Raw genomic sequence first — 18,367 nt, 5'->3', positions numbered from 1 at the left:
CATCAGTTCGGCCCGCCCGGCGGCTGCTCGTCGGCGACCCGGGCGACGATCGGCTCCAGCCCGGCCCGGGTGACACCGGAGCGGATCACCACGGCGATCCGGCTCTCCCGGTCGAGGACGATGGTCGCCGGGATCGAGTTCGGCGGGATGTCGAAGGCCAGCGCCAGCCGGCTCGGCGGGTCGAAGAGGCTCGGATAACTGATCTTGAAGGCGGCCTCGAAGCCCTTCGCCTTGTCCCGCCCGTCCTGGATGTTGATGCCGAGGAAACGTACGCCCCGGTCCCGGGTCGCCTGGTAGGTCTCCTCCAGGTCGTCCGCCTCGGAGCGGCACGGGGCGCACCAGGAACCCCAGAAGTTGACCACCACCACCTGGCCGCGCTCCTGCGCCAGGTCGTACGTCCCGCCGTCCAGCAGCTCGCCGGAGACCGCCGGGGCCGCCGGGCGGTGCTCCGGCGCGCACTCGACGATGCCGTCCGTCGTCGTGCAGTCGTCCTTCCAGTCACTCCCGCCGTCGCCGCCCGAGCAGCCGGTCAGCGCCAGCGTCGCGGCGACGGCGAGCAGCGCGCCGAGGCCGGCGACCCGCCGGGGGCGGCTCATCATGCCCCCTTGGCCGTCCGCGCGGTCGGCGACATGGCGACCAGGTGCGCGGCCGGCTCGGTGTAGCCGATACCGACGATCTTGGCGCCGTCGAAGTGGAACGAGGTCAGGCTGGCCAGCCCGCACTGCCGCTTGCGCGGGTCGTGCCAGAGCCGCTTGTGCTCGACGTACCGGCGCAGGGTCCAGATCGGAAGCTGGTGCGAGACGCAGACCGCCTCCCGCCCCTCGGCGGCGATCCGGGCCGCGTGCAGGGCCGCGAACATCCGCTCGGCGATCAGCGTGTACGCCTCGCCCCAGGACGGGGTGACCGGATCCCGCAACACCCACCAGTTGCGCGGATCCCGGAACGAGCCGTCGCCCGGCGAGACCCGCTTCCCCTCGAACCAGTTGGCGCTCTCGATCAGCCGCTCGTCCACCCCGACCGGCAGCCCGAACTGCGCCGCGATCGGCTCCGCCGTCTGCTGGGCCCGCTCCAGCGGACTCGCCACCACGTGCGTGACGTCCCGCTCGGCGAGCGCCTGGGCCGCCGCCTTCGCCATCTGCACGCCCAACTCGGAGAGGCGGTAGCCGGGCAGCCGGCCGTAGAGGATCTTCTCCGGGTTGTACACCTCACCGTGCCGGAGCACGTGCACGACCGTTGTGCTGCCCACGTTCCCTACCCCCCGTGACCGGCCGCCGCCGCAGCCTGCGCCGCGACCGGCAACACCGCCGCGACCTGCTCCAGCGCGGCGTCGTCCAGCGCCGTCGACACGAACCACGACTCGAAGGAGCTGGGCGGCAGGTAGACCCCGCCGGCCAGCATCGCGTGGAAGAACGCCCGGAACGCCGCGACGTCCTGGGTCCGCGCAGTGTCGTAGTCGTAGACGTCCGCGTCGGTGAAGAAGACCGAGAACATGTTCCCGGCGTACGAGAGCCGGTGCGGCACCCCGGCGGCGGCCAGCGCGTCGCTGGCCAGCTTGCCCACGGTGGCGGCCGTGGAGTCGAGCCGCTGGTACGTCGCCGCGTCCGCCAGCCGCAGCGAGGCCAACCCGGCGGCGGTGGCCAGCGGGTTACCGGAGAGCGTGCCGGCCTGGTAGACCGGGCCGGCCGGAGCCAGTCGCCCCATCACCTCGGCCCGGCCGCCGAACGCCGCCGCCGGCAGACCGCCACCCATCACCTTGCCGAAGGTGTAGAGGTCGGCGTCGACCGGGTCGAGCCCGGCCCAGCCGCCCGCCGAGACCCGGAAGCCGGTCATCACCTCGTCGACGATCAGCAGCGCGCCGTGGGCGTGCGCGATCCGGGCCAGCGCCTGGTTGAACCCGTCCCGTGGCGCCACCACGCCCATGTTCCCCGGCGCGGCCTCGGTGATGACCGCCGCGATCTCCGACCCCTGGGCCGCGAAGACCGCCTCCACCGCGCTCACGTCGTTGTACGGCAGCACCACCGTCTCGCTCGCCGCCGCACCGGTCACCCCGGGCGAGTCCGGCAGGCCGAGCGTGGCGACCCCGGACCCGGCCGAGGCGAGCAGCGCGTCGACGTGCCCGTGGTAGCAGCCGGCGAACTTGACGATCCGCCCCCGCCCGGTGAAGCCCCGGGCCAGCCGGATCGCCGACATCGTCGCCTCGGTCCCCGAGTTGACCAGCCGGACCTGCTCGACCGGGGTACGCGCGACGATCTCGGCGGCCAGCTCGACCTCCGCCTCGGTCGGTGCGCCGAAACTGGTCCCGTACGCGGCGGCGGCCTGCACCGCCGCCACCACCTCGGGGTGGGCGTGCCCGTGGATCAGTGGTCCCCACGAGCAGACCAGGTCGACGTAGCGTCGCCCGTCCGCGTCGAAGAGCCACCCGCCCTCGCCCCTGGCCATGAACCGCGGCGTGCCGCCGACGGCCAGGAATGCGCGCACGGGAGAATTCACCCCGCCCGGCACGAGGGTGCGGGCGCGGTCGAACAGGGCCTGGGAGGCCGGTGCCGCGGCCGGATAGCGACCGGGGCCGGCGGGGTACGTCTCACTCACGGTGTCGCCATTCTGTCAGCGGTACCTGTGCGCCCGGCACCCACCCCTCGGGCCGTCGTCCACGTCACGCCCGGACGCCGACCCGACCACCGCACCGGCACCGGTGACAGCGCCACGCCCGGCGCCGGTACCCGCGCCGAACGGCGGGGCGGATCGCCATCGACAGGCCGGTTCGGGTAGGTCGCGATAGGCTGATCGGGTGAACCGGGCGGACCTGACCATCGGCGTGCAGCGCGGCACCGACGAGGTGACGCTGGCCCTCGCCGGCGAGATCGACATGCTCACCGCCGCCAGGCTCTCCAGCGTCGTCAACGAGGTGCTCAGCGACGCACCGTCCCGAATCGTGCTGGATCTGGCGGATGTCACGTTCTGCGACTCGCAGGGCCTCGGCACCCTGGTCGTGCTCAGCCGCAAGGCCAGCCACGCGCAGAGCCTGCTGGTGCTGACCAACGTCGGCGAATTCCTGCTCCGGGTGCTGGACATCACCGGGCTGCGCTCCGCCCTGATGATCCGCAACGAGCAGGCCACCGGCTGACCCACCGGGCCGCTGACCGCCGGGCCGCAGGGCGGGGGCGCCGCACCGGTCAGGCCACCGCACCCCAACGCGCCTGCTCCAGCAGCTCCACGGCCCGGTCCCGACCCTCCGGGTCGTCCGAGCGGAGCAGCGCCACCGCGTCGTCCACCGCCTCGGTCATCGTCCGCCACTGGTTGTCCCGCTCCCGGACCAGCTCGGACTGTGCGGCGAGTTGCCGGGTCTTCACCCACAGCTCGACGAAGACCGAGACCTTCGCCCGGAGTACCCAGGGGTCGAACGGCTTGGTCAGGTAGTCGACCGCACCGACGGCGTACCCGCGCAGGGCGAGCTGGGCGTCCCGGTCGGCGGCGGTGAGGAAGATGATCGGCACGTGCCGGGTACGCTCCCGCCGCTTGATGTGGCTGGCGGTCTCGAAGCCGTCCATGTCCGGCATCTGGGCGTCCAGCAGGATCACCGCGAAGTCCTCCACCAGGAGCTGCTTCAGCGCCGCCTCGCCACTCTCCACCGCGACCGCCTGGACGGGAAGCCCCTGGAGGATCGCCTCGAGCGCCATCAGGTTCTCCCGCCGGTCGTCGACCAGCAGGGCTTTGGCCAGCTCACTCACCCGATCGTCCCCCCGCCGCGAATCAGTCCCGTATCACCTGCGGTCACCCTCGACCTCCCGTCCGCCCCCGTTGACCCAGGAGGCCATCAGCTCGATCAACTCGTCCAGGTCCACCGGCTTGGTGATGTAGTCGCTCGCACCGGCACCGAGCGCCGACTCGCGGTCCCCCGGCATCGCCTTGGCGGTCAGGAAGACCACCGGCAGGTCGGTGAAGCGGTGGTTGCGGCGGATCGCCCGGGTCGTCTCGTAACCGTCCTGGTCGGGCATCATCGCGTCCATCAGCACGATGTCCACCTCCGGATGCTCGGCGAGCAGGCGTACCCCGTCCACCCCGTTGTCCGAGTAGAGCACCGTCATGCCGTGCAGCTCCAACGCGCTGGTCAGGGCGAAGACGTTGCGGACGTCGTCGTCGATGATCAGTACGGTGGCGCCGTCGAGCTGCCGGGCCGCCGGGGTGATCGGCCGGTCCGGCTCGTTCTGGCCACGCAGCATCGCCGGCAACCCGCCCCGGGGCGTCTGCATGGGGGGCACCGGCACCGGAGCGACCACCGCGTCCGGCGCCAGTACGTCCGGTACGAAGAGGGTGAACGTCGAGCCCTGCCCCGGTGCCGACGAGACCGTGATCGTGCCGCCGATCAGCCGGGCCAGGTCGCGGCTGATCGACAGCCCCAGCCCGGTGCCGCCGTACCGCCGGCTGGTGGTCCCGTCTGCCTGCTGGAACGCCTCGAAAATCAGCCCGAGCTTGTCGTCCGAGATGCCGATGCCGGTGTCGATGACGGTGAACGCCACCACCTGGTGCGCGGTCGCCAGCGCCGGTACGTCGAAGAACGCCCCTTCCGGCGCCGGACCGATCCGCAGCGTCACCGCCCCGTTGTCGGTGAACTTGACCGCGTTGGAGAGCAGGTTGCGTAGGATCTGCTGCAACCGCTGGGCGTCGGTGACCAGGGTCGCCGGCAGCTCCTTGGAGATGCGTACCTGGAAGTCCAGGCCCTGCTCCTCGGCCTGTGGCGCGAACGCCTGCTCGACGTAGCTGCGGATCTCGGAGAAGCGCACCTCGGTCGGCTCGACGTCCATCCGACCCGCCTCGATCTTGGACAGGTCGAGGATGTCGTCGATCAGCGAGAGCAGGTCGGAGCCGGCACTGTGGATGGTGCGGGCGAACTCGATCTGCTTCTCGGTGAGGTTGTTCTCCGAGTTGTCGGCGAGCAGCCGGGCCAGCAGCAGCAGCGAGTTGAGCGGCGTACGCAGCTCGTGGCTCATGTTGGCCAGGAACTCCGACTTGTACGCCGAGGCCCGGGCCAACTGCTGCGCCTTGTCCTCCAGGCCGATCCGGGCCAGTTCGATCTCCCGGTTCTTGGTCTCGATGTTGCCCTTCTGCTCGGAGAGCAGTTGCGCCTTGTCCTCCAGCTCGGCGTTGGTGCGCTGGAGTTCGGCGGACTGTTCCTGGAGTTCGTGGGCGAGCCGCTGGGACTGCGAGAGCAGTTCCTCGGTACGCCGGTTGGCCTGGATGGTGTTCACCGCGATGCCGATGGTGAGGACCAGCCGCTCCAGGAAGGCCAGGTGCAGGTCGGAGAAGGGCGAGACGCTGGCGAACTCGATGACGCCGAGCAGTTCCCCCTCGAAGAGCACCGGCAGCACGACCAGGTCGGCCGGCGGCGTGGCGGCGAGTCCGGAGCGGACGGTCAGGCTGCCGTTCGGCGGGGCGCCGACCCGGATCGTCCGGCGGGAGAGCGCGGCCTGCCCGACCAGCCCCTCACCGGGGCCGAACGTGACGTCGTGGTGCCGGGCCACGTAGCCGTACGACGCGGTGAGCCGCAGCCGCATCACCGCCTCGTCGGTGTCGGCGAGGAAGAAGGCGCCGAGCTGCGCGTCGACCAGCGGGGTCACCTCGGTCATGATCATGCGGCAGACCTCGCCGAGGTCGCGCTGCCCCTGGAGCAGGCCGCCGATCCGGGCCAGGTTGGAGTCGAGCCAGCCCTGCTCGGCGTTCTTCTTGGTGGTCTCCCGGAGCGTGACGATCATCTGGTTGATGTTGTCCTTCAGCTCCGCGACCTCGCCCTGCGCCTGTACGGCGATCCGCTGGGTCAGGTCACCGGTGGTCACCGCCGTGGAGACCTGGGCGATCGCCCGGAGCTGGGTGGTCAGCGTGGCGGCGAGCTGGTTGACGTTCTCGGTGATGTCCCGCCAGGTACCGGAGACGCCCTTGACCTGGGCCTGACCGCCGAGCTTGCCCTCGACGCCGACCTCGCGGCCGACCCGGGTCAGCTCCTGGGCGAACGACGAGAGCTGGTCCACCATCGTGTTGACGGTGCCCTTCAGCTCCAGGATCTCGCCCCGAGCGTCGACGGTGACCTTCTGCGACAGGTCGCCCCGGGCCACCGCCGTGGTGACCGAGGCGATGTTGCGGACCTGGGCGGTCAGGTTCGACGCCATCGAGTTCACGTTGTCGGTCAGGTCCCGCCAGGTACCGGAGACCCCCTTCACCTGGGCCTGGCCGCCGAGCTTGCCCTCGGTGCCGACCTCCCGGGCCACCCGGGTCACCTCGTCGGCGAACGACGAGAGCTGGTCCACCATCGTGTTCACGGTCTGCTTGAGTTCGAGGATCTCGCCCTGGGCGTCCACGGTGATCTTCTGGCTCAGGTCGCCCCGGGCCACCGCCGTCGAGACCTGGGCGATGTTCCGGACCTGCGCGGTCAGGTTCGACGCCATCGAGTTCACGTTGTCGGTCAGGTCCCGCCAGGTGCCGGCCACGCCGCGTACCTGGGCCTGGCCGCCGAGCTTGCCCTCGGTGCCGACCTCCCGGGCCACCCGGGTCACCTCGTCGGCGAACGACGAAAGCTGGTCCACCATCGTGTTCACCGTCGACTTCAGCTCCAGGATCTCGCCCCGGGCGTCGACGGTGATCTTCTGCGACAGGTCACCCTTCGCCACCGCCGTGGTGACCGAGGCGATGTTCCGGACCTGGGCGGTCAGGTTCGACGCCATCGAGTTCACGTTGTCGGTGAGATCCCGCCAGGTACCGGAGACCCCCTTCACCTCGGCCTGACCGCCGAGCTTGCCCTCGGTGCCGACCTCCCGGGCCACCCGGGTCACCTCGTCCGCGAAGGACGAGAGCTGGTCCACCATCGTGTTCACCGTCGACTTCAGCTCCAGGATCTCGCCCTGCGCGTCCACGGTGATCTTCTGCGACAGGTCGCCCTTGGCGACGGCGGTGGAGACCTGGGAGATGTTCCGGACCTGCGAGGTGAGGTTGCCGGCGAGCTGGTTGACGTTCTCGGTCAGCGCCCGCCAGGTGCCGGAGACGCCGCGTACCTGGGCCTGGCCGCCGAGCTTGCCCTCGATGCCGACCTCCCGGGCCACCCGGGTCACCTCGTCGGCGAAGGACGAGAGCTGATCCACCATCGTGTTGACGGTGTCCTTCAGCTCCAGGATCTCGCCCTGTGCGGCCACCGTGATCTTCTGGCTCAGGTCGCCCCGGGCCACCGCCGTCGAGACCTGGGCGATGTTCCGGACCTGGGCGGTCAGGTTCGACGCCATCGAGTTGACGCTGTCGGTGAGGTCCTTCCAGGTGCCGGCGACGTTCGGCACGTCCGCCTGACCGCCGAGCTTGCCCTCGGTGCCGACCTCCCGGGCCACCCGGGTCACCTGCTCGGCGAAGAGCCGCAGCGTGTCGGTCAGCCCGTTGATGGTGTGCGCCAGCTCGGCGACCTCGCCCTTGGCGGAAACGGTGATCTTCTGCGACAGGTCGCCCCGGGCCATCGCCGTGGTCACCTGGGAAATCGACCGCACCTGGTACGTCAGGTTCGACGCCATGGTGTTCACCGAGTCGGTGAGGTCCTTCCAGGTGCCGGCGACACCGCGTACGTCGGCCTGACCGCCCAGCTCACCCTCGGTGCCCACCTCCCGGGCCACCCGGGTCACCTCGTTGGAGAAGGACGAGAGCTGGTCGACCATGGTGTTGACCGTGCGGCCGATCCGGAGGTACTCACCGCGCAGCGGGCGACCGTCGATCTCCAGCGCCATGTGCTGGGAGAGGTCGCCGTCGGCCACCGCCACGATGACCCGGGCGATCTCGGTGGTCGGCCGGCCGAGGTCGTCGATGAGCGAGTTGATCGCCCGCTGCCCCTCGGCCCAGGCGCCGTCCAGCCCCTCCTCGTCCAGCCGCTCGGTGAGCCGGCCGTCCCGACCGACGATCCGGCTGATCCGGCGCAGGTCCAGGTGCTGCCGCTCCTGCACCGACACCACCTCGTTGAAGGCGTCGGCCACTTCGCCCGCGACACCCGCCCGGCGCGGCAGCCGTACCTTCAGATCGCCGCGACGGACCCGCCGCAACGCCTCGGCGAGCTCGCTGAGCAGCACCGCGTCCTCGGCGGTGGACCGCTCCTCGGCAGAGATCTGTTTCGCCGTGGTCATCGTTCCTCGCTCAGGTTTCGAAGGAGGTGGGCCGGTCCGCCGGCCCGCGCCGCCAGGTGGTCGGCACATCCGCTCCGCCGCACCCCCCGCGGTTCCGTACGGGCGGCGGCCACACCATCATTGTGCCTTTCGTCCATCCAGTGCCACCCTCGGCGCACGCCGGAGGTCGCGGGTGGCGACCGACGGGACCAACCAGGCGGCAAAGCGGGCAGAACGGTCAAGTAGGGCAGCGTCCAGCCTAGCGCGGTCCCGCGGCGACCGCCTGCCCGGCATGAGCGGGGCGCGGACCTGCCCGGCCCCGGATAGGGTGGCCTGGATCTCGGATCGCTGGAGGATACGAAGGGTGTCAGCGGAGGCGGGCGGCACGGGCACCGGCGGGACGGACAGCGGGGGCACGGGCGAGCAACTGCGCCGGGTACGGCTACCCGCCGACCGGCGTACCCCGGCGGCTGCGCGCGCCCTGGTCCGGTCGGTACTCGCCGAGGCGGCGCTCGAGGAACTGCTCAACGAGGCACTGCTGCTCACCACGGAACTCTCCACCAACGCGGTCGAGCACGCCCGCACCGAACTGGACATCGAGGTCGTCGCGGACTCCTCCGGCCTGACGGTGACGGTCTCGGACTTCGCGGCCGGACCGATCGACGACGTGACGGCCCGGCCCAGAAACGACCTGACGGACATCTCGCAGGTCTCCGAGCGGGGTCGGGGCCTGCTCCTGGTCGACCACTTCGCCAGCCGGTGGGGCACCACCCACCAGGCCACCGGCAAGGGCGTCTGGTTCCGGCTGGACCGCAAGGGCCCGGCCGACCCGACGAAGCACCCGGCGGAGACGGTGGCGCACAGCGTCGTCGGCGGCATGGCCGGCGGCGTCGGCGCCCCGCCCGGCCCGTCCGCGCCGACCGCCGGGGCGATGAGCGCGCTGATGCAGACCGCCCCCGACCCGTACGCCGACGATCCGCTGCCCACCTTCGCCGCCGACCTGCTGGTCCGGGTCGGCGACATGGTCGGCGCGGCCGGCGGTGCGGTACGCCTCGACCGGGGCGACGGCGCCGGCTGGCAACTGCTCGCCAGGTACGGCCGGCAGCCCCGCCCCGGCGACGAGCTGATCCGGGTGCCGTTGACCGTGCACCGGCCGTACGCCGGGGAGTTGGAACTCGACGCCGCGCCCTCCGGGTACGCCCGCCCGCTCGCCGCGCTCGTCGCCGAGCGGCTCTCCCTGCACCTGGAGAACGACCGGCTGCGCCGCGCCGACGTACGCCGGCAGACCTGGCTGACCTTCCTCGCCGAGGCGAGCGAACTGCTCGCCCAGTCGCTCGACGTCGAGCTGACGATGGCGCTGATCCCGCAGCTCGTGGTGCCCCGGCTCGGGCAGTGGTGCGCGGTGCACGTCACCGACGAGTGGGGGCGGTTGAAGCTGGCCGCCGCCACCCACGCCGACGAGGCGGTGCTGCCGCAGCTGCACAAGATGCTCTCCGAGGACGGTCCCGACTCGGTGCAGTCCCGGTTGCGCGAGGCGTCGCGCAGCCAGGGGCAGGTGCCGATCGGCGCTCCGATGGACGGTTTCGCCATCCCGCTGGTCGCCCGGGGGCAGCGGCTCGGCACCCTGGCGGTCGGCCGGCACCAGCGGCACCGGCACGATCCGGACGAGATCGCCGTGCTGGAGGACGTGGCCCGGCGGGCGGCGCTGGCCATCGAGAACGCCCGGATCCACGACGAGCGGCGCAAGGTGGCGCAGACCCTCCAGCAGTCGCTGCTGCCGCCGGTGCTGCCGGTGGTGGACGGCATCGGGTTCGCCGCCGAGTACGTGCCGACCGGGGACGCGGCCGAGGTGGGCGGCGACTTCTACGACGTCGTACCGCTGGCCGAGGACCGCTGGCTGGTGGTGGTCGGGGACGTCTCCGGCAAGGGCGTGCAGGCGGCGGCGGTGACCGGGCTGGTCCGGGACGTGATCCGGGTGCTGGTCGGTGACGGCAAGCCGCTGCCGGAGGCGCTGGACCGGCTCAACGGCACGCTGGTGGAGCGGGGCGGCGGCCGATATTGCACGCTCGCGCTGGCCGCCGTGGACCGGGACCCGGCCGGCCGGCTCACCGTCTCGCTCTACCTGGCCGGCCACGACCGGCCGGTGCTGGTCCGGGCCGACGGGCGGGCGTCGTTCGTGGGTTCCGGGGGTACCGCGCTCGGCCTGCTCGACTCGATCGCCTCGCCGGTCGCCGAGGTGCGGCTCGACCCCGGTGACGCGCTGGTCTTCTACACCGACGGGGTGACCGAGCGGCGGCGCGGCCGGGAACTCTTCGGCACCGAGCGGCTGCGGGACGCGGCGGCGCCGCTGGCCGGCTATTCGGCGGACGTGGTGGCGGCCCGGCTGCGCGCGGCGGCGATCAACTTTTCGGTCGAGTCGCCCCGGGACGACATCGCGATCCTGGTACTCCGCAACGACTCTGTCGGCTGATCGCCATCCGCGCCGAGGCACAGGACTGAAGGAAACCTTCACGCCTGAACATTCGTTAGGGTAAGTATTTACATGTTCCGATCCGCTCGATAGCATTCCGTTGCGTACGCAAAGGCCGGCCGTTCCCCCACCCCCGCTCGGGAAGGACGGAACCCTTGCGATCGATCCGGTTACTCATCGTCCTGACGGCAACCGTCTGCACCACGCTCGCCGCGACACTGGTGGCGGCGACCCCCGCACACGCCGCCCCGGTCTTCAAGGCGCCGTTCCCCTGTGGACAGCGCTGGACCTACAGCCACCACAGCGCCGAGGTACGCCTCGCGCTCGACTTCGTCCGCTCCGACGGCGGCGCCACCGCCGGCACCCCGGTGCTCGCCTCCGCCGGCGGCACCGCCCGGCGCTACTACCAGGCCGGCGGCGCCGGCAACTACATCGTGATCAACCACGGCGGCGGCTGGACGACGTACTACTTCCACCTCGCCGCGTTCTCGGTGGCCGACGGGGCCACGGTCGGCCAGGGCCAGCAGATCGGCACCACCGGCAGCACCGGCAACTCGACCGGGGCACACATCCACTACGAGCAGCTCTACAACGGGGTCGGGCAGACCATCGTGATCAACGGCGGCTCGCTCGCCCCCTATCCCGGCTCGTACAACCAGCGGCATCTGACCAGCGACAACGGGTGCGGTGGCGGCACCGCCTTCTGGACCTGGGGCAGCGGGGTGCGGGTACGCTCCGACGCCCGGCTCGCCGCACCCACGGTCACCACACTGGCCGGACCCACCCTGGTCTACGTGCTCTGTCAGAAGCAGGGCGACACGGTGAGCGCCGAGGGCTACACCAACAACTGGTGGTCCCGGTTGCGGGACCAGAACGGCTTCATGACCAACATCTACATCGACCATCCCGCCGCACAACTGCCCGGGGTGCCGAACTGCTGACCCCAGGCCCGGCCCGGCCGGTTCACACCGACCGGGCCGGGCGCACCCCCGCCCAGGGGTCAGATGCCGCCCGGATAGCGCCCGGGGGCAAGTCGTCGGGCCGGATCGAAGCGCTCCTTGACCCGGCGCAACAGCGGAAGGTCGGGCAGTTCCCCCCAGAGGTCCACCGCCTCGCGGATCCGGGGCGGAGCGGCGACCACCACGCAGCGGCCGGAGCGGGCGCGCAGCACCGCCCGTACGCCGTCGAGGATGGCGCCGACCCGCTCCGGCGACGAGTCGGACGGCAGCGCGGCGTGCACGACACCGAGCCCCGCCGAGCCGCGTACCGGCACCGGCGCCCCGGCGGCGTCCCGCAGCGCGTAGACGGCGGCGTGCAGGTCACCGATCGGCACCTCGATGCGCAGCGCGACGTCGTCCGGCCGGAACGGATAACGGCGCCACCACCCGGGTGCCGCGCCGACCGCCCGGGCGTCGCCGCCGAGCAGCGCCGTCAACCGGCCGGCCCGCTCGGCCACCTCGGCCGGCCCGCCTTCGAGGAGTACGGCCAGGGTGCCGGCGCCGGGCTCGCCGGACCAACCGCGCGGCCCGGCCGCCCGACCCGACCCGGGTTCCGCCCGGTCGCCGGAACCGCCGACGGGGCGGGCCGGAACGCCGGGCCGGACCGGCGTCTCGAACCAGCCTCGCGCCGACGACCGGCCGGACGGGCCGGGTGCCCCCGTGGCACCCGGACCGTCCGGCGGAAGGTGCCCGCCGGAGCCGAGGCTCCGCGGGCCGCGCCCGGCCGCCTGCGTGCGGCCGCCGGGCAGGTCGACCTCGATCGCGGTCGGCCGCAGCTCGGCGTCGAGGACGGCCCGGACCAGGTCGTGCACCTCCAGCGGGGTCCAGACCGAACGGACCACCCAACCCCGGCTGGCCGGGATCGGCTGCACCCGCAGGGTCGCCGAGACCAGCACGCCGAGCGCGCCCTGCGACCCGCAGAGCAGCCGGGCGACGTCGGGGTCGGCCGGCACCTGGCCGGACCGCTCCCCGGAGTCGCCGGCCGCGCCGGCCCGGGCGTGCGCGAGCACCCCCGAGGCGTCGACGTAGCTGACCCCGACGAGCTGGTCGCAGGGGCGGCCGTGCAGGTGCCGGAGCGGGCCGCTCTCGTTCGCCGCGACCACGCCGCCCAGGGTGGCGCCGACCGAGGGTACGTCGATCGGCAGTCGACGCCCGGTCCGCTCCAGGATCGCCTCGGCGGCCCGGACCGGCGTGCCCGCACCGATCTCGGCCACCAGCTCGTCCTCCGGCTGCTGCCAGACCCCGGCGAGTCGCCCGGTGTCCAGCACGATGTCGACCTGCGACGGGGGCATGCCCCAGTCGAGTTTGGTGCCGGCCCCCCGGGGCACCACCGAGAGGTCGTGTTCGGCGGCGAGCCGGACCACCTCGGTGACCGCCTCCGGGTTGCCCGGCGCCGCGACCCAGCGGGCCACCGTGCCGGCCACGCCGTCGGCCGCCCCCGCCGGCCGGGCGAAGTGGGCACCACAGATGCCCGCCAGCCGCCGTGCGATGTCAGCGCCCCCGCGCCGTTCTATCGAGATCTCCCCCACCTTGGTCATCGTACACATGTGCTAATTTTCGGCAACGTCCGGCTCGGACCGGCCGCCGTCGGAGCGGTCGGGACGGGTAACGTGACCGGGTGACCACTGAGACGACCGCCGCCCCCGTCGCCAAGCGGGTGCCGACCGAGCGCACCCACCACGGCGACACGGTGATCGACGAGTACGCCTGGCTCGCCGACAAGGACGACCCGGACACGATCGGCTACCTGACCGCGGAGAACACCTACACCGAGCAGACCACGGCCCGACTCGGTCTGTTGCGGGAGACGCTGTTCAACGAGACGAAGCGGCGGACCAAAGAAACCGATCTATCGGTGCCGAGCCGCAAGAACGGCCACTGGTACTACACCCGGACGGTCGAAGGCCAGCAGTACGGCATCCACTGCCGCCGGGCGGTACGCGACGGCGAGGCGACCCCGTCGATGCCGGAGGACGGCTTGCCGCTGCCCGGCGAGGAGATCCTGCTCGACGGCAACGCGCTGGCGCAGGGGCACGACTTCTTCGCCCTCGGCACCTACGGCGTCAGCCCGGACGGGCGCTGGCTCGCCTACTCCACCGACTTCGCCGGTGACGAGCGGTTCACGCTGCGGGTCAAGGACCTCAGCACCGGCGAGGTGCTCGCCGACGAGGTGCCGAACACGTTCTACGGCAGCGCCTGGTCGGCCGACGGCTCCACATTGTTCTATCTGACCGTCGACGAGAGCTGGCGGCCCTACCGGGTCTGGCGGCACACCGTCGGCACGTCGGCGGACGCCGACGAGATCGTCTACCAGGAGGACGACGAGCGGTTCTGGGTCGGCGTCGGGCTGACCCGCTCGGAGAACTTCGTCGTCATCGACTCGCAGAGCAAGGTCACCAGCGAGGTCCGGGTCATCCCGGCCAGCAACCCGACCGGCGAGCCGGCGGTGATCGCGCCCCGGCGGCAGGGCATCGAATACTCGATCGAGCACCACGGGCACCGGTTCCTGATCCTGCACAACGACGGCGCGGAGGACTTCGCGCTCGCGTACACCTCGGCGGACGCGCCCGGGGACTGGGTGCCGATGATCGAGCACACCCCCGGTACCCGACTGGAGGCGGTCGACGCCTTCGCCAACCACATCGTGGTGTCGCTGCGCACGGCGGGGCTGACCGGGATCCGGGTGCTGCCGGTCGGCAGTACCGAGTCGTACGACATCGACTTTCCGGAGCCGCTCTACGACGTCGGGCTGCACAGCAACCCCGAATACCAGACCACCAGCGTACGGCTGCACTACGCCTCGCTGACCACCCCCGACTCCGTCTACGACTTCGACCTGGTCACCCGGGAGATGGTGCTGCGCAAGCGGAAGCCGGTGCTCGGCGACTTCGACCCGGCGCACTACGAGCAGCACCGGGACTGGGCGCTGGCCGACGACGGGACCCGGGTGCCGATCTCGCTGGTCTGCCGGGTCGGCACGCCCCGGGACGGCTCGGCGCCCTGCGTGCTCTACGGCTACGGCTCCTACGAGGCCAGCATGGACCCGTGGTTCTCGATCCCCCGGCTCTCCCTGCTGGACCGGGGCGTGGTCTTCGCGATCGCGCACGTGCGCGGCGGTGGCGAGCTGGGCCGCCGGTGGTACGAGACCGGCAAGCTGCTGGCCAAGAAGAACACCTTCACCGACTTCGTGGCCACCGCCCGACACCTGGTCAAGGCCGGTTGGACCTCGGCGGACCGGCTGGTCGCCCGGGGCGGCTCGGCCGGCGGGCTGCTGATGGGCGCGGTGGCCAACATCGCCCCGGACGCCTTCGCCGGGATCGTCGCGCAGGTGCCGTTCGTCGACCCGCTCAACTCGATCCTCGACCCGTCGCTGCCGCTGACCGTCACCGAGTGGGAGGAGTGGGGCAACCCGCTGGCCGACCCCGAGGTGTACGCGTACATGAAGTCGTATTCGCCGTACGAGAACGTCACCGCGCAGGACTACCCGCCGATCCTCGCCGTCACCAGCCTGAACGACACCCGGGTGCTCTACCACGAGCCGGCGAAGTGGATCGCCCGGCTCCGGGCGGTCGCCCCGCAGGGGTCGTACCTGCTCAAGACGGAGATGGGTGCCGGGCACGGCGGTCCGAGCGGGCGCTACGACTCCTGGCGCGAGGAGGCGTTCGTCGCGGCCTGGATCCTCGACCGGCTGCGCGTCACGGCATAGCGCCGCTGTACGCCGTACCGGTCGGTGTCATCGGGCGTCGCGGAGTTCGAGGATGTAGGTCGCGGTGAGCGCGACTGCACGGTCTTCGTCATGTGACAGTTCTGCGAGGGCCCGAGCGGCGGTGATCCCCGGGATGTCCGCGAGCGCCTGCGTCAGCCGTCGACGTGTGTCCGACTCGGTGGCGCGGTCGAGGCGGTGGACCAGGCCGCTGGCGATCTGGTCCGCCCACGCAGGATCAGTCGCCAGCGCGCTGAGTGCGTCGGCCGCGTCGATGTCGTTCGCCGCATCGACGATCATTTCCAGCAGTGTCGGAACCGCATCGGTCACTCCACGTGCCCCGAGCGCCAGAGCGGCGTACCTGCGGACCACGATGTCGGCGTTGGTGAGAGCGTTGCGCAGCAGTGCGGTCGCGGCGCCGTCCGGGATCTCCGCAATGGTCTGAACGGCGCGTTTCCGCACCTCAGCCACTGATGAGTCGAGTCCCTGTGCCAGCAGCGCCAACCCGCCGTCGCCAGATTGCGCCAGGGCCCACCGAAGGGCTCCGACGACGTTCGGGTCCGTCTCGCTCAGTGCTGCCTCGGCCAGTGCTTCCGCTGGCGCCGGAACCTCTTGGATCGAGGAGAGCGCCGCACGCAGGCGCGTACCGGCGCTCTCCGACCCCAGTTGCTGCAGGAGTGCGACGGTCTGGAGCACATCCGCCCAGTCTGCGGGTTCTGCTGCCCCGATTCGCTGGAGTCGCGTGAGCAGCTCCGTCGCAGCCGCGACACGTTCCTGCGTCCGGCGGATGAGGTCGTTGACGAGCTCCGCTGGCGCGAAGTCGGGATCATCGAACGCGCGCCTGACGTCACGCAGCGACAGGCCCAGTGACCGCAGGCTCTCGATATGGAAGATCCGCCGGATGTCCTCGCTGGAGTACTCGCGGTAACCGGTTCCGGTACGACCCGTGGGCGAGATCAGGCCGAGTGACTCGTAATGCCTGAGCATGCGGGCGCTCACCCCGGACCGTCGGGCCACCTCACCGATCAACACTGCCGGTCACCTTTCCTGGCGAGTTGTGCCGAGGGCCACTATGCGCTTCGCCTCCTCGATCGCGAACCCGAATCCGGCATCCGGGTCGCGCAACAGCCGTTCCGTGGCGAGCGCGTGCTGACGCACCCGAGGATCGGGATCGGTCGTCGCCGCGTGCAGGATCGGCGTGATCACCTCACCGAGTGAGACCAGCGCCCGGCTGAGGCTCAACTGCGTCTCATGGTTGCCGCGCCCGAGCTGGGTGGCCAACACTGCGGCCAATTCGGGTTCCTCGCCGTCGGGCACCAGCGCGACCGCTGCTCGCCAGGCGCTCCGCGCCACCTCGTCCTCGGCATCGGTCAGCAGGTCCCGCGTGATCGCTGGCCACGCTCGCCGATCCCCGATCTTGGACAGCGTGTGCAACGCCTGGCTCCGTGCCTGTGCCCGTCGCGAGCGGAGTTCGTCGACAAGCTTCGGCACCGTTGTTGACGCTGGGTGGCGGATCAGTGCCCAGGTGAGCATCTCCCGCACGTAGAATTCCGGCTCGGTCGCGCATCGTTCGATGAGCTTGTCGACGAGCCGCTGGTCCGGGGTCGTGCCGACCGCCAACGCCGACCGCAGCCGCACCGACGGGTCGCTGTGCTCCAGCCCTCGCAGGGCTCCAACCGTCTCCGCGTCTTTCTCCGGCCCAGCCATCGCAGACCACCTCCTGACACAGTGCAGACCTTTGCACTGTGTCAAGGTCAAGCAGAGCCGTTTCAGTTAACAACCTTGCAAGAAAGCGCTCTCTGGCGTAGAAACATTTGCATGCGTACACGCCGAGCCACCCTCGTCCTGGCCCTGCTGGCCACGACGCTGGTGGTAACCCCACCGAGCCCGGCCGTCGCTGAGCCGGGCGCGCTCACCTGGAGCGACGAGTTCAACGCGGCAGCCGGCACCCCGCCCGACGGCAGCAAGTGGAAGTACGACATCGGCGGCAGCGGCTGGGGCAACAACGAGCAGCAGTACTACACCAACAGCACCAGCAACGCCGCGCACGACGGCAACGGCAACCTGGTGATCACCGCCCGCCGGGAGAACCCGGCCAACTACCAGTGCCACTACGGCCGCTGCCAGTACACCTCGGCCCGGTTGCTCACCGCGGACCGCTTCAGCCAGACCTACGGCCGGTTCGAGACCCGGATGAAGCTGCCGCGCGGCCAGGGCATCTGGCCGGCGTTCTGGATGCTCGGCGGCATGCCCTGGCCGGACCAGGGCGAGATCGACATCATGGAGAACATCGGCCGGGAGCCCGGCAACGTGTACGGCACGCTGCACGGCCCCGGCTACTCCGGCGGCAGCGCGATCAGCTCCCGCTACACGCTCCCCGGCGGCCAGGCGTTCGCCGACGCCTTCCACACCTTCACCGTGGACTGGGCACCGGACTCGATCACCTGGTACGTCGACGGCATCCAGTACGGCCGCAAGACCCCGGCTGACCTGAACGGCAACCGCTGGGTCTACGACCACCCGTTCTTCATGATCATGAACATCGCGGTTGGCGGCCACTGGCCGGGCTACCCCGACGCCAGCACCACGTTCCCGCAGCAGATGCTGGTCGACTACGTCCGGGTCTGGGCCTGGAACACCGGTGGCGGCGGCAACCCCGGCACCGGCAACCAGATCGTCGGGATCGGCAACAAGTGCATCGACATCCCCGGCGCCAACCCGGCCGACGGCACCCAGTTGCAGATCTGGGACTGCAACGGCACCGCCGCGCAGAGCTGGACCTTCACCGGCGGCACGGTCCGGGCGATGGGCAAGTGCATGGACGTGGCGAACGGCTCGACGGCCAACGGCGCCAACATCCAGATCGTCGGCTGCAACGGCAACCCCGCCCAGCAGTTCGTGTTGAGCGCGGCCGGTGACCTGGTGAACCCGCAGGCGAACAAGTGCGTCGACGTACGCGACCGGAGCACCGCCAACGGTGCCAAGCTGCAACTCTGGGAGTGCACGGGCGGCGCGAACCAGAAGTGGCGACGCGCCTGACGAGTCAGACGCGCGGCGGAACGCCGACCCGCCGCGA

General features: G+C 71.3%; 12 protein-coding genes and 1 pseudogene. 5 read left to right on the top strand and 8 right to left on the bottom strand.

Going from position 1 to position 18,367, the window contains the following annotated elements:
- Positions 1-2 precede the first annotated feature (2 nt).
- From C6361_RS18555 to hemL, 3 genes are read right to left on the bottom strand one after another with little or no spacing between them, the layout of a single operon-like run.
- Complete coding sequence (locus C6361_RS18555) at positions 3-596, bottom strand: TlpA disulfide reductase family protein (protein WP_107268483.1); 594 nt, start codon at positions 594-596, stop codon at positions 3-5.
- Complete coding sequence (locus tag C6361_RS18550) at positions 596-1,246, bottom strand: histidine phosphatase family protein (protein ID WP_107262025.1); 651 nt, start codon at positions 1,244-1,246, stop codon at positions 596-598. The genes C6361_RS18555 and C6361_RS18550 overlap by 1 nt, the downstream gene beginning before the upstream one ends.
- Before the next feature lie 5 nt (positions 1,247-1,251).
- Positions 1,252-2,589 (bottom strand): glutamate-1-semialdehyde 2,1-aminomutase, encoded by a 1,338-nt coding sequence (gene hemL, locus C6361_RS18545; protein ID WP_107268482.1) that lies wholly within the window; start codon positions 2,587-2,589, stop codon positions 1,252-1,254.
- 199 nt (positions 2,590-2,788) lie between these two features.
- On the opposite strand from hemL, the gene C6361_RS18540 reads away from it, so the two are divergent.
- Positions 2,789-3,124 (top strand): STAS domain-containing protein, encoded by a 336-nt coding sequence (locus tag C6361_RS18540; protein ID WP_107268481.1) that lies wholly within the window; start codon positions 2,789-2,791, stop codon positions 3,122-3,124.
- A 49-nt stretch (positions 3,125-3,173) separates the two neighbouring features.
- On the opposite strand, the gene C6361_RS18535 is transcribed toward C6361_RS18540, so the two are convergent.
- A complete protein-coding gene (locus C6361_RS18535) occupies positions 3,174-3,728 on the bottom strand; it encodes a two-component system response regulator (protein WP_107262019.1) in 555 nt (184 codons plus the stop codon).
- A 33-nt stretch (positions 3,729-3,761) separates the two neighbouring features.
- The gene (locus C6361_RS18530; RefSeq protein ID WP_107262017.1) at positions 3,762-8,141 is read right to left on the bottom strand and encodes a HAMP domain-containing protein; all 4,380 of its coding nucleotides are present in this window, start codon (positions 8,139-8,141) and stop codon (positions 3,762-3,764) included.
- Positions 8,142-8,484: 343 nt separating this feature from the next.
- Here C6361_RS18530 and C6361_RS18525 point away from each other — a divergent pair, with 343 nt between their 5' ends.
- Together C6361_RS18525 and C6361_RS18520 are read left to right on the top strand one after the other, a co-directional pair.
- Positions 8,485-10,590, top strand: a complete 2,106-nt coding sequence (locus tag C6361_RS18525) for a SpoIIE family protein phosphatase (protein ID WP_369930025.1) — start codon at positions 8,485-8,487, stop codon at positions 10,588-10,590.
- 176 nt (positions 10,591-10,766) lie between these two features.
- Positions 10,767-11,312: pseudogene (locus C6361_RS18520) on the top strand (M23 family metallopeptidase); the annotation flags it as partial.
- 278 nt (positions 11,313-11,590) lie between these two features.
- Here the strand turns inward: C6361_RS18520 and C6361_RS18515 are convergent.
- Positions 11,591-13,126, bottom strand: coding sequence for an FAD-binding oxidoreductase (locus C6361_RS18515; RefSeq protein WP_234359626.1), 1,536 nt, complete (start codon positions 13,124-13,126; stop codon positions 11,591-11,593).
- 80 nt (positions 13,127-13,206) lie between these two features.
- On the opposite strand from C6361_RS18515, the gene C6361_RS18510 reads away from it, so the two are divergent.
- Complete coding sequence (locus tag C6361_RS18510) at positions 13,207-15,294, top strand: S9 family peptidase (protein WP_107268477.1); 2,088 nt, start codon at positions 13,207-13,209, stop codon at positions 15,292-15,294.
- 27 nt (positions 15,295-15,321) lie between these two features.
- On the opposite strand, the gene C6361_RS18505 is transcribed toward C6361_RS18510, so the two are convergent.
- Together C6361_RS18505 and C6361_RS18500 are read right to left on the bottom strand one after the other, a co-directional pair.
- Positions 15,322-16,323 carry a MerR family transcriptional regulator gene (locus C6361_RS18505; RefSeq protein WP_107268476.1) on the bottom strand — a complete coding sequence of 334 codons (1,002 nt, stop codon included), beginning with the start codon at positions 16,321-16,323 and terminating at the stop codon, positions 15,322-15,324.
- A gap of 6 nt (positions 16,324-16,329) precedes the next feature.
- Positions 16,330-16,998 (bottom strand): HEAT repeat domain-containing protein, encoded by a 669-nt coding sequence (locus tag C6361_RS18500; protein ID WP_107268475.1) that lies wholly within the window; start codon positions 16,996-16,998, stop codon positions 16,330-16,332.
- A gap of 111 nt (positions 16,999-17,109) precedes the next feature.
- Between C6361_RS18500 and C6361_RS18495 the strand changes: the two genes are divergently transcribed.
- Positions 17,110-18,330 (top strand): glycoside hydrolase family 16 protein, encoded by a 1,221-nt coding sequence (locus tag C6361_RS18495; protein ID WP_107268474.1) that lies wholly within the window; start codon positions 17,110-17,112, stop codon positions 18,328-18,330.
- The last annotated feature ends 37 nt before the right edge of the window (positions 18,331-18,367 follow it).

Source organism: Plantactinospora sp. BC1 (assembly GCF_003030345.1).
Taxonomy (GTDB): Bacteria; Actinomycetota; Actinomycetes; order Mycobacteriales; family Micromonosporaceae; genus Plantactinospora.
The sequence above is the reverse complement of the archived record's forward strand: the minus strand, read 5'-3'. Positions and strand labels throughout refer to the sequence as shown.

Excerpts from the sequence above, each read along its gene's own strand:
- C6361_RS18515 (WP_234359626.1), bottom strand. The coding sequence starts at position 13,126 with ATGACCAAGGTGGGGGAGATCTCGATAGAACGGCGCGGGGGCGCTGAC.
- C6361_RS18530 (WP_107262017.1), bottom strand. The coding sequence starts at position 8,141 with ATGACCACGGCGAAACAGATCTCTGCCGAGGAGCGGTCCACCGCCGAG.
- C6361_RS18495 (WP_107268474.1), top strand. The coding sequence starts at position 17,110 with ATGCGTACACGCCGAGCCACCCTCGTCCTGGCCCTGCTGGCCACGACG.
- C6361_RS18500 (WP_107268475.1), bottom strand. The coding sequence starts at position 16,998 with ATGGCTGGGCCGGAGAAAGACGCGGAGACGGTTGGAGCCCTGCGAGGG.
- C6361_RS18555 (WP_107268483.1), bottom strand. The coding sequence starts at position 596 with ATGAGCCGCCCCCGGCGGGTCGCCGGCCTCGGCGCGCTGCTCGCCGTC.